The 11,009-nt window shown below is 50.5% G+C and carries 9 protein-coding genes and 2 tRNA genes; 8 read left to right on the plus strand and 3 right to left on the minus strand.

Annotated features, from left to right (window positions below):
• Positions 1-76: 76 nt before the first annotated feature.
• A complete protein-coding gene (pflA, locus tag NFR55_RS10065) occupies positions 77-748 on the plus strand; it encodes a pyruvate formate-lyase-activating protein (protein WP_251548686.1) in 672 nt (223 codons plus the stop codon).
• 165 nt (positions 749-913) lie between these two features.
• Here the strand turns inward: pflA and NFR55_RS10070 are convergent, their stop codons facing one another.
• The gene (locus NFR55_RS10070) at positions 914-1,069 is read right to left on the minus strand and encodes a YjzC family protein (protein ID WP_251548689.1); all 156 of its coding nucleotides are present in this window, start codon (positions 1,067-1,069) and stop codon (positions 914-916) included.
• Between the two features lie 133 nt (positions 1,070-1,202).
• Here NFR55_RS10070 and NFR55_RS10075 point away from each other — a divergent pair, with 133 nt between their 5' ends.
• The 3 genes from NFR55_RS10075 to NFR55_RS10085 all read left to right on the plus strand — a co-directional run bounded on the left by NFR55_RS10075 (position 1,203) and on the right by NFR55_RS10085 (position 5,320).
• Positions 1,203-1,655 carry a MarR family winged helix-turn-helix transcriptional regulator gene (locus tag NFR55_RS10075; RefSeq protein ID WP_251548691.1) on the plus strand — a complete coding sequence of 151 codons (453 nt, stop codon included), beginning with the start codon at positions 1,203-1,205 and terminating at the stop codon, positions 1,653-1,655.
• Between the two features lie 88 nt (positions 1,656-1,743).
• Positions 1,744-3,498, plus strand: a complete 1,755-nt coding sequence (locus NFR55_RS10080; RefSeq protein ID WP_251548693.1) for an ABC transporter ATP-binding protein — start codon at positions 1,744-1,746, stop codon at positions 3,496-3,498.
• Position 3,499: 1 nt separating this feature from the next.
• Entirely contained in the window at positions 3,500-5,320 is a 1,821-nt protein-coding gene (locus NFR55_RS10085) for an ABC transporter ATP-binding protein (protein WP_251548695.1), read from the plus strand.
• Between the two features lie 21 nt (positions 5,321-5,341).
• On the opposite strand, the gene NFR55_RS10090 is transcribed toward NFR55_RS10085, so the two are convergent.
• Positions 5,342-6,580: a Gfo/Idh/MocA family protein gene (locus NFR55_RS10090; protein ID WP_251548697.1), complete on the minus strand. Its 1,239-nt coding sequence runs from the start codon at positions 6,578-6,580 to the stop codon at positions 5,342-5,344.
• Between the two features lie 135 nt (positions 6,581-6,715).
• On the opposite strand from NFR55_RS10090, the gene NFR55_RS10095 reads away from it, so the two are divergent.
• The 4 genes from NFR55_RS10095 to NFR55_RS10110 all read left to right on the plus strand — a co-directional run bounded on the left by NFR55_RS10095 (position 6,716) and on the right by NFR55_RS10110 (position 10,765).
• A complete protein-coding gene (locus NFR55_RS10095) occupies positions 6,716-7,513 on the plus strand; it encodes an AraC family transcriptional regulator (RefSeq protein WP_251548699.1) in 798 nt (265 codons plus the stop codon).
• 87 nt (positions 7,514-7,600) lie between these two features.
• Positions 7,601-7,689, plus strand: a tRNA-Ser gene (locus NFR55_RS10100).
• Between the two features lie 233 nt (positions 7,690-7,922).
• Positions 7,923-10,610 carry a leucine-rich repeat domain-containing protein gene (locus tag NFR55_RS10105; RefSeq protein WP_251548701.1) on the plus strand — a complete coding sequence of 896 codons (2,688 nt, stop codon included), beginning with the start codon at positions 7,923-7,925 and terminating at the stop codon, positions 10,608-10,610.
• A gap of 79 nt (positions 10,611-10,689) precedes the next feature.
• Positions 10,690-10,765, plus strand: a tRNA-Ala gene (locus NFR55_RS10110).
• A gap of 42 nt (positions 10,766-10,807) precedes the next feature.
• On the opposite strand, the gene NFR55_RS10115 is transcribed toward NFR55_RS10110, so the two are convergent.
• Positions 10,808-11,009 (minus strand): hypothetical protein (locus NFR55_RS10115; RefSeq protein WP_251548703.1); only part of this gene is annotated, 202 nt, incomplete at its 5' end.

Below are 11,009 nucleotides of genomic sequence, written 5' to 3' on the forward strand. Positions count from 1 at the left end.
CAGCCGAAAGTGTCCCCGCCGCCCTTTTGCCCCTCTTTTGGGGCGCGTCCAAAAGAGGGGCAAAAGGAAAAATTTTATGATAAAAATTCACTCGATTGAAACTTTGGGCGCGCTTGACGGACCGGGAATAAGAACTGTTGTGTTTTTTTCGGGTTGTCCTATGCGGTGCTTGTATTGTCATAATCCCGATACTTGGCAGGGCGGAGAGTTGCGCGACGAAACGGAGCTTGCCGAAATGTGCACGAGATACAAGGCGTATTACGGCAAAGAAGGGGGCGTAACGCTATCGGGCGGCGAGCCGCTCATGCAATCGGCGGGCGCGGTGAAACTGCTTAAAGAACTTAAAACGCGGGGAATAAACACCGCGATTGATACGGGCGGCGGAGTGTATTTGCCCGAGGCGTTGGAACTTGCCGACCTCACGATTTTGGATATAAAGCACCCCGACCCTGTAAAATTCCGCGAGATAACGGGAGCGGGGCAAGACTCGCTTATTAAAACTTTGGAATATCTTCGCTCGCACGGCAAAAAGTTTTGGGTGCGGCACGTGTGCGTCCCCGGCATTACCGACACCGTGCAAACCGTAGCCGAGGTGAAAAGAATGGCGGCGGGCGCGGAAAAAATCGAGCTGTTGCCCTACCACACAATGGGAGTACACAAGTGGGAAAAGTTGGGGCTTAAGTATTCGCTCGCGGGCGTGCCGCCGCTCTCCGAAGAAAAGTTGCGCGAACTGAACCTCTCGCTGTGAAACGTCATTGCGAGGAGGGCAAAGCCCGACGAAGCAATCCCATACATGAGGAAATTGAACTATACATGCTCCGTGTGGGAGATTGCCACGGGTGCAAGCACCCTCGCAATGACAAATATTATAAAAAATATGTAAAAAGACTGCGGGCAGTCTTTTTTTGCGTAGTTACGCGTTTATTTCAAAATGGTTGTTCGCGCTTTGCGTGGGCGGCATTCTGTCGCCCTTTTTAACGTGAACGGTGCCTATCTGTCTGCCGTTCGACGAAACCACGTTGTACACGCCGGTTTTGGGCGCAATTTCGCCCGAAGAAAGTTTGAGCATTTATTTTCACCTCCTTGTAAAAATAGTGTTTGCAAATTTTACGTTTTTATCACTCAATACCGTTGACAATATTTGAAACGGATAGTATAATGTTAGCACCCTAACAATTTCGGCAAAAGGAGATAATACGCCTTTGACGGGAGAAAAAAAGCTCTTAAACGAGCTTAGGCTTCTTAATATCGCGCTCAAGAGAGGAATGAACGCCGTATGCGACGACGGCAAGAGAGTGCCGAGCGTTTCCAACATGGTGTTGCATTTTCTGTACGTGCACGGCGGGAGCGCGCCGCAAAAAGATATAGAGAACGAATTCGGTTTGCGCCGAAGCTCGGCGAGCGAACTGCTCGGGCGGCTGGAGCGCGAAGGATACATAACCCGCGAGGTGCTGGAAGCCGACGCCCGCAGTAAAAAAATCCGACTCACCGATAGAGCCGAAGCGGAGCAAAAGGAGATTACCGACAAGTTTGCCGAAATGGAAAACTATCTCGAGTCCGCTCTCACGCTCGAGGAAAAGCGCACGTTCTTTTTACTGTGCGAAAAGATACGCGCACTGCTCGAGCCCGTGCGAAATTCGCGGGGGGGGGAATAGTTTTTGTAGGTTTCTCATGCTTGGGATTGCTTCGGAAACAAGTTTCCTCGCAATGAATTATTCGTAAAAAGGAGGCATAATATAAAGGATGCTCAAATTATTCAAATACTTTTCCAAACGCGATTGGCTGTTGTTCGCCTTTAGCGTGGGGCTCGTGGTGCTTCAGGTTTGGCTTGAGCTCACCATGCCCGACTACACCGCCGAGATAACGCGGCTTGTGGTTTCGGGCGGGAACACGTTGCGCCCTATACTCATAGCGGGCGGCAAAATGCTTGCGTGCGCCGCGGGCAGTTTGGCTTCGGCTATAGCGGTGGGCTTTTTCGCGGCTAAAATAAGCGCGTCTTTCGCCTGCCGTTTGCGCTCGCGCATTTTCGATAAAGTGCAGAGTTTTTCCATGGAAGAAATAAACCGTTTCTCCACGGCGAGCCTTATCACCCGTTCCACCAACGACGTTACGCAGGTGCAAACGCTCATAGTAATAGGCATGCAGGTTATGATAAAAGCTCCCGTTATGGCTGTGTGGGCGGTAGTGAAAATTCTCGGCAAGAGCTGGGAATGGTCGGTAGTGGTTGCCGCCGCGGTGGGACTGCTCGTGCTCACCATACTCGTTGTGGTGTTTTTCGCAGTGCCCAAATTCAAAAAGATACAAACGCTCACCGATAACCTAAACAACGTTACCCGCGAAAACCTCACGGGCGTGCGCGTGGTTCGCGCATACAACGCCGAAGCCTATCAGGAGAAAAAGTTCGACTTTGCCAACGCCGAACTCTCGGGCAACTATTTGTTCGTGGGCAGAGTGATGTCTATCATGAACCCGATTATGAACGTAATTATGAGCGGCATGAGTCTCGCCATATATTGGATAGGCGCGGTTCTCATCAAAGACGCCGAAATTATGCTTCGCCCCGCGCTTTACGGCGATATGACGTCGTTTATGGCGTACGGCATGCAGGTGGTAATGTCGTTCATAATGCTTATCATGGTGTTTATGATAATGCCGCGTTCGCTCGTGTCGGCGCGAAGAATAAACGAGGTTCTTTGCTTGAACCCGTCGGTTACAAATCCCGACACGCCCGTTGCCGCGCCCGAGAACGTGAAAGGCGAGGTGGAGTTCAAAAACGTGAGCTTCAAATATCCCGACGCCGAAGAATACGTACTGCAAGATATATCGTTTAAGGCGAATAAGGGCGACACCGTTGCTTTCATAGGTTCTACGGGCAGCGGCAAGAGCACGCTCATAAACCTCGTGCCCCGCTTTTACGACGTTACCGACGGCGAAGTGCTTGTAGACGGCGTGAACGTAAAAGATTATCGGCTCGAAGATTTGCACCGCAAACTCGGCTACGTTCCGCAGCGCGGCGTGCTGTTTTCGGGCACGGTGGACTCCAACGTAAACTACGGTTACGGCGCGGAGGAGAGAGCGGAAGCGGACGTAATTCGCGCGGTGGAGATAGCGCAGGGCAAAGACTTCGTGGAGAAGATGGACGGAAAATATTCCGCGCCCATAGCGCAGGGCGGCACGAACGTGTCGGGCGGACAAAAGCAACGCCTCAGCATAGCCCGCGCGGTGGTGCGCAATCCCGAAATTTTCATATTCGACGACAGCTTTTCCGCGCTCGACTACAAGACCGACAGGGTGTTGCGCTCCGCCATAAAGAACGAAACGGGCGACTCCACCCGCCTTATTGTGGCGCAACGCATAGGAACCATACTCGACGCCGACAAGATTTTGGTGCTCGACGAGGGAAAGGTGGTAGGACAGGGTACGCATTCCGAACTTATGGAAAATTGCGAGGTGTACCGTCAGATAGCTTATTCGCAACTTAGCAAGGAGGAACTCTGATATGCCCCCTATGAGAGGAAACGACGCGCCCGTGCAAAAAGCCAAACACACGCGCAAGTCGCTTATACAATTGTTGAAATACAGTAAACGCTGTTTGCCCGCCATAATCATCGCGCTTACCATAGCGGTGGCGTCGGCTGTGTTCTCCATCGTGGGACCCAAATACGTGGGTAAGCTCGGCGACTACATAGCCGCCGCAGTGCCCAAGTTGGACGAGGCGACGGGTAATATAATTTTGCCCGGACCTATGGACTACAAAGCCATAGTGGATATAGCGGTGTTTCTCGTTACAATCTATTCCGTAGGCGCGGTGCTCTCTTACGTGCAAGGTTATATAATGAACAGCGTTACGCAACGCGTTTGCAAGTCGCTCAGAAACGATATTTCGCGCAAGATAAACCGTTTGCCGCTCCGCTATTTCGACAACACGCTTTTCGGCGACGTATTGAGCCGCGTTACCAACGACGTTGACGCCATTGCGCAGTCGCTAAATCAGAGCGTAATTTCGCTCGTTACGAGCTTTACCATGCTTATAGGCGTGCTTGTAATGATGTTTACTATAAATTGGATAATGGCGTTAACGGTAATAGGCGCAACGATAGTCGGCTTCGGCTTTATGATGCTTATTATGTCTAAGTCGCAAAAGTACTTTTTGGCGCAACAGCGCAATCTCGGCGCAATCAACGGACACGTTGAGGAGATATATTCGGGGCACAACGTGGTAAAGGTGCTCGGCGGCGAAAAGCAGGCTAAGCGGACTTTCAACGAGATAAACGGCAAGCTGTACGCCAGCGGTTGGAAATCGCAGTTTTTGTCGGGACTCATGATGCCGCTTATGAACTTTGTGGGAAACTTCGGGTTCGTGGCTGTGTGCGTGGTGGGCGGCGTGCTCGCCATTCAAAACGGCGCCGGTTTTATAGGCACGATAATTTCGTTCATGATATACGTTAGGTTGTTTACAAATCCGCTTTCGCAGATAGCGCAGGGCATGAACAGCATGCAGAGCGCGGCGGCGGCGAGCGAGCGGGTGTTCGAGTTCTTGAACGAAGAGGAGCTTTCGCCCGACGCGCCCGTTACCGAACTTAAAGAAATACGCGGCGAGGTGGAGTTTAAGAATGTGCGGTTCGGATACGACCCCGAGCGCACCATAATAAACGACTTTTCGGCGCACGTTTATCCCGGACAGAAAGTGGCGATAGTAGGGCCTACCGGCGCGGGCAAAACCACAATGGTAAACCTACTCATGCGTTTTTACGAGGTTAACGGCGGAAGCATCACAATAGACGGCGTGGATATAAAAGACCTTACGCGCGAGAACATACACGACCTGTTCGGCATGGTGTTGCAGGATACCTGGCTGTTCGAGGGCACGGTGCGAGACAACATTGTGTATTCGAAGACCGACGCGCCCGACGAAAAGGTGATAAAGGCGGCTAAAGCGGCGGGACTCGACCACTTTATTCGCACGTTGCCGCACGGATACAACACCGTGCTCGACGACAAAACGAGCATATCGGCGGGTCAAAAACAGCTCATCACCATAGCCCGCGCCATGGTGGAGGACGCGCCCATGCTCATACTCGACGAAGCTACGAGCAGCGTAGACACCCGCACCGAGGTGCTCATTCAGGAAGCTATGGATACGCTCACCAAAGGGCGCACGAGCTTTGTTATAGCGCACAGGCTTTCCACAATAAAGAACGCCGACCTCATACTCGTTATGAAAGACGGCGACGTGATAGAGAGCGGAAACCACAACGAACTTATGGAAAAAGGCGGTTTTTATTCCGACTTATACAACAGCCAGTTTGCGGCGGAGTAATTCGGTTCAGTAAGTAAATAATTAAAGTGTTTTAAGGTATGCTTTGCGCAACTTTTCGTATACTTCGCTCGGCACGTAGGGATTGCCTTTGGAGTAGGAGGGTTGAAGCATGTCGCCGGCAACTTTGGGGTCGGTGCACGCGAAATCGCGGCGGTATATTTCGCGCTCGGCGGGATTGCGGAAATTTGGCACGTCCATGGATACGCCGCCCGCGAGCACGGAGCGATAAGCCAAAAGCGAGGGTAAAAACATATCGAGAGCTTCGTAAACGTCTATTATTTCGGCGTTCTCTTCTCCGAGTATTTTGCTCACGAAATGCCACATGGTGAAAAAGTCCGAACCTCCGTGACCCGCGGCTTCCGCTCTTTCCGAAAACTCGTCTTTGGGAGTGTATTTGTTTTTGCGGTCGGCGTTTTCGCCCTCGAATTCGTCGAGGTCGGTGTAAATTGCGCAGTCGCCTTCGGCGGCTTCTCGGCGGCTTTCGGCTGTGCCGAGCGAACCGTAAACGCTGAACCATACCGAGTTTTTGCTCGGTCCTACGCCGTGCAGACTTTTAATAACCGCGCCGTTTTCCAGAGTGATTATTATTAAAGAGCCCCAGCCCGCTTTTGCGCCCATTCGCGCCATGCGGTTGTTGTACGGCATTTCGAAGCCCGTGACTTTAACGGGTTTAAGTCCGGTAATATGAATAAGCGGACCTATGGAGTGGGTGCTGTAGAAAAACGCCGACATGTTGTTGCGCCAGTGGTTTGGGTCGCCGTAAGTGATTGTGTGCCAGCCCGCCTCGCAATTGTGCAGGTACTCGCCCTCGCCGTATTCGAATTCGCCGAGCGCGCCGCTTTTATACAGTCGACGCATTTCGCGCGGGGCAACCAAGTAGCAGTAGTTTTCCGCGTAGTCGTAAATTTTGCCCGTCTTTTCCACCGCTTCGACGAGCGCGACGGCTTCGGCAAAATTTTGCACGGGCATAACCTCGCTTAGCACGTGCTTGCCGTGTTCCAAACATTTTACGGCATAGGGCGCGTGCTCGTTGGCATAGTTTGCGAGCACTATCGCGTCCACGTCCGATTCGAGCAAATCCTCGAAATTTTCGTAATAAGAAATCGACTCGTCGTTCAATTCCTCTTTCATTTTTTGCAACGCGTCTTTTCTTTTGTCGCATACCGCCGCGAGCTTAACTCGCGAGTCGTGTTTGCAATATTCTATCATGGTGCGGCCGCGGTAAACGCCCAACACTCCTATTTTAACGGTTTGTTCCATGGTTTTTCTCCTCTCGGTTTTGTTTAAGTATAGCATGCGGCATGCTGCTGCGGCAATGGAAATTTACTGCTACGATATGGAAAAAAGCGTGCTTGTATTGACAAACGGGCAAAAGCGTTTTATAATGTAATCGCTATGATAAACGACAACGTATGCAAATTCGTGCCGTCGGCGAAAAACGCGCCCGCGGATATAAACGCGGTGAATTTTGTGCTCGAAAGCACGGATATCGCCCAAACTCTCGCGGTTAAGTCGGTATACGCCCTTCATCTCGTAACGCAGGGGAGCGGCGTTCTCACGCTCGACGAAAAACGATACGGCATAGAAAAAGGCAACCTGTTTTTCACGTTGCCGTCGAGCAGATATTCCATATGCGGGGAGGAGGGACTCGAATATGCTTACGTGTCGTTTTTGGGCGGCGGGGCGCCCGCGCTCGTAAAGAGGGTGATGCAGGGCGGCGCGGCGGCTATATTCGACGCGCCCGACGGGCTCGTTTCGTTTTGGAAAACCGCGCTCGGTAACGCCAATCCCCAAAACGTGGACTTGCTGTCTAAGAGCGTGCTCGAGTATTCGACGGCTTTACTCATAAACTATCTGCCCGAGGAAAACTCGGCGGACGCAGCCGCACGCATAGAGCGTTACGTTCAGAGCAATTTCACGGCGGCGGACTTAAGGCTCAAATCGCTGGCGCGGCAGTTCGGATACAACGAAAAGTATCTTTCCAAGCTGTTTTTCAGATACACGGGCATGCACTTCGGGAGCTATCTCGCGAACCTGCGCATAAACGCCGCCTGCGCTCTCATGCAAGAGGGCAAAACGGCTATAAAAGAAATCGCCTTTGCATGCGGCTTTTCCGACCCACTGTATTTTTCCAAGGTGTTTAAGAGCAAAATGGGCGTTACTCCCTCGCAATTTACCTTAAACCTCAAGTAGCCGCTTACGCTATTTGCGCGATTATAATAATTATCTCCCGCAAACGCTTGCCAAATCTTTTCCGTTATGTTACAATAATACGGCTGTGGAGGGGTATCGAAGTGGTCATAACGGCCCTGACTCGAAATCAGGTAGCCCGCAAGGGCTCGTGGGTTCGAATCCCACCCCCTCTGCCATTAACGAGGATAGCTTAATAGCATACTCGTCAACAAGTTAAATTCCCGAATAGCCGCGAAATATTCGGGGATTTTCTTTTATGGGAAATGTTGCGGCTCATTGATAACAAAATTTGTAAATGAGCTTTTTTGTGAGAAAACTTTTTAAGCGGAATAGTTTTATCGCGCAACGCTTGAAATCGCATTTTATATGTGGTATAATACAAACGTAAATTTATTTGCGGGAGTAAGTTATGCATAGATACGATAATTGCGGATTGATACAGGACGGCAAAGTAATCACGTTCAGACCGCACGAAGGTTTCGACGGCAATATAATCATTCCCTCCGACGTTACCGAGATAGGAAATTGCGCCTACGAAGTGGCGTATTGCGGCATAAAAAGCGTGGTAATCCCGTCGTCGGTAAAACGCATAGGAGAAAGGGCGTTTGCATACTGCGAGCAGTTGCAGGAAATAGTAATTCCCTCGGGCGTGGAAATCATAGACAAAGAGGCTTTCGGCGATTGTCACAGTCTTAAAAAAGTACATATTTCCGAAACGGTCAAGTTTATAGGCGCGGGCGCGTTCGACGATTGCGGCGATATAGAGGAGATAACCGTAGCGGACGGCAATCCCGTGTATCGCGGCGCGGGCAACTGTCTTATAGATATTAAGAAAAAGACGATTATACGCGGTTGCAAAAACAGCGTTATACCCTCCGACGGAAGCGTAACGGTTATAGGCGAAAAAGCCTTTTCCAACAACACCGCGCACCCGCGCAACAACGTCCACAGCAAGGGCAGTTCGCAAATAGTTATACCCGAGGGCATAATCAAAATAGGCAAACGCGCTTTCGATTTCAATTACGCCATGGAAACCGTGGTATTTCCCGACAGCTTAAAAACCATCGAGAAAGACGCCTTTTCGAGTTGCTACAATCTCAAGAGCATACAATTCGGCAAAGGTATCGAAATCATAGGCGACAACGCTTTTTATTACGCGCGGTCGTTGCAAGGCGAATTGAACTTTCCCGACGGACTCAAAAAAATAGGCTCGTACGCCTTTTTCAATAGCGGCGTTCAAAGTGTAGTGATGGGGAAGAACGTGCAAACGATAGGAAAAAACGCCTTTAACGGTTGCGAAAAGCTCAAGAAACTGACCTTTTCGGGCGGTCCGAACGAAATTTGCGACAGCGCGTTTCACTACTGCAAGTCGCTCGAAACGGTTGACTTTTCGGACAATCTGAAAATCATAGGCAAACAGGCGTTTTACGGTTGCGACAGCCTAAAGAGCGTAACTTTTCAAAACGGTATCGAAACCGTAGGCGAAGCGGCGTTTTACGGTTGCGAGTCGCTTAGAAGCGTAGAGCTTCCCGAGAGCGTAAAATACCTGGGCGCGGAGGCGTTTGCCTACTGCGAAAAACTCGCTTCGGTTAAAACGCCCGCAAGCGTGGATTTCATGGGCAGTAACGTGTTTAAGAACTGTGCCGTAAAAGTTGCCGCGCCCAAAAAGGCGGGAGCGGCGGGTTTCGAAATTGCCAACAACGAGCTCATTAAATACAAAGGCACGTCGGACAACGCCGTAATTCCCGACGGCGTTACCAAAATTGCCGCCAAGGCGTTTTTCCGCAAGAAAAACTTGGCGAGCATTACAATCCCCGCGAGCGTAACCGCCATAGCGAACAGGGCGATAGAGGGGTGCGCCAATCTCAAAGTTATTAACGTAGACGGCGCGAACGCGGCATACCGCTTTGCGGGCAACTGCTTGATAGACATCAAAAAAAAGTCGGTTGTTTACGGTTTTGCAAACAGCGAAATTCCTGCCGACGGGAGCGTAACCGCAATTGCGGCGAACGCGTTTACGGATATAGAATTAACGGCAATAACAATTCCGCAAGGCGTTAAAACAATCGGGGCAAACGCCTTTAAGGGCTGTACCAAACTGCAAAGCATTGCTCTGCCCGACTCCGTGAAATCCATAGGACCGAACGCGTTCAAATATTGCAAAGCTCTGAAAAGCGCGACAATACCGCAAAGTCTTACCTCGCTCGGCACGGAGGCGTTTGCCGAGTGCACGACGCTTACGGAAATAAATTTCAACGCCGAGGGCAAAGATTTGTCTTTCAGCAGCGCGTTCGACAACGCGGGCAAAGACGCGTCGGGTGTGGCTCTGCACATAGGGGCGAACGTAAAACTAATTCCCGACTCTTTGATGATGCCGCAGTATAACGGAAACACGCCCAACATTGTAAGCGTGGATTTTGCCGAAAACAGCGTTTGCGAGAGTATAGGCTCGAGCGCGTTTTGGGCGTGCCGCGCGTTAAAGACAGTAACCCTGCCCGAAAGCATAAAGGAAATAAAGCGTGACGCGTTCCATGGATGCACGGAGCTCGAGCACGTAAATATTCCCCGAAACTTAACGGCGATAGGGGCTTACGCGTTCCATGAGTGCAAAAGTCTTAAAGAGATTTATATTCCCGCGGGCGTTACCAAACTTGTGTACGTATTCGAGGGTTGCGGCGGGTTGGAGCGCATAACCGTGGCGGAAGGCAATTCGGTATTTCACAGCTCGGGCAACTGCCTGATAGAAACCCAAACCAAAAAACTGTTGCGCGGCTGTCACAACAGCGTTATCCCGTCGGGCGGAAGCGTGGAGCGGCTCGACAATTACTCTTTCGATAACTGCGACAAACTCGAAAGCATAGTAATTCCCGACGGCGTGGTGGAAATTTTCAACAACGCGTTCAAGCAATGCGCAAATCTCAAAAGCGTGACTATTGCAAAATCGGTCACATACGTTTGTAATCCGTATTTCGAAGACTGCGACGAACTCGTTAAAATCTCGGCGACAAAAGAACTGCTTGAAAAATACGATTATTTCGGTTTCAAGGGCAAAGAGTTCGGACTCAAAAACCGCCGCGTGGAATTTTCTTTTATATAAAAATTTTTTTGCGAAACCCCGTTCAAATCGTTTGCTTTTATTGCGAATTATGCTATAATATTCAACGTAATCGTTGCATGGGGATATAGCACAGTTGGTAGCGCGATACGTTCGCAACGTATAGGTCAGGGGTTCGAATCCCCTTATCTCCACCACAAAAAAGCAGGGTTTTTATCCCTGCTTTTTTTGTGGTGAAACTATGTGGGAATGAGAAATTTTGAGTCGTAGACGATAGTTCGCGGTGGCGACAAATACAGCCGCAATTCGCTTTGCACGCCGCACTCGCCACCAAGGGAGCGACAGCGACCGCCTCTCCCCTTATCTCCACCATTTTCGTTAAAGGTTGAACACAAAATATGTTCAATCTTTTTTCTTTTATTATTAAAATGAAAAGCCTGC

The sequence above is a fragment of the Pumilibacter intestinalis genome (genome assembly GCF_943193005.1).
Classification (GTDB): Bacteria; Bacillota; Clostridia; order Christensenellales; family Pumilibacteraceae; genus Pumilibacter; species Pumilibacter intestinalis.

Coding starts and splice junctions, on each gene's coding strand:
- pflA (WP_251548686.1), top strand. CDS start 77: ATGATAAAAATTCACTCGATTGAAACTTTGGGCGCGCTTGACGGACCG.
- NFR55_RS10070 (WP_251548689.1), bottom strand. CDS start 1,069: ATGCTCAAACTTTCTTCGGGCGAAATTGCGCCCAAAACCGGCGTGTAC.
- NFR55_RS10080 (WP_251548693.1), top strand. CDS start 1,744: ATGCTCAAATTATTCAAATACTTTTCCAAACGCGATTGGCTGTTGTTC.
- NFR55_RS10085 (WP_251548695.1), top strand. CDS start 3,500: ATGCCCCCTATGAGAGGAAACGACGCGCCCGTGCAAAAAGCCAAACAC.
- NFR55_RS10090 (WP_251548697.1), bottom strand. CDS start 6,580: ATGGAACAAACCGTTAAAATAGGAGTGTTGGGCGTTTACCGCGGCCGC.
- NFR55_RS10095 (WP_251548699.1), top strand. CDS start 6,716: ATGATAAACGACAACGTATGCAAATTCGTGCCGTCGGCGAAAAACGCG.
- NFR55_RS10105 (WP_251548701.1), top strand. CDS start 7,923: ATGCATAGATACGATAATTGCGGATTGATACAGGACGGCAAAGTAATC.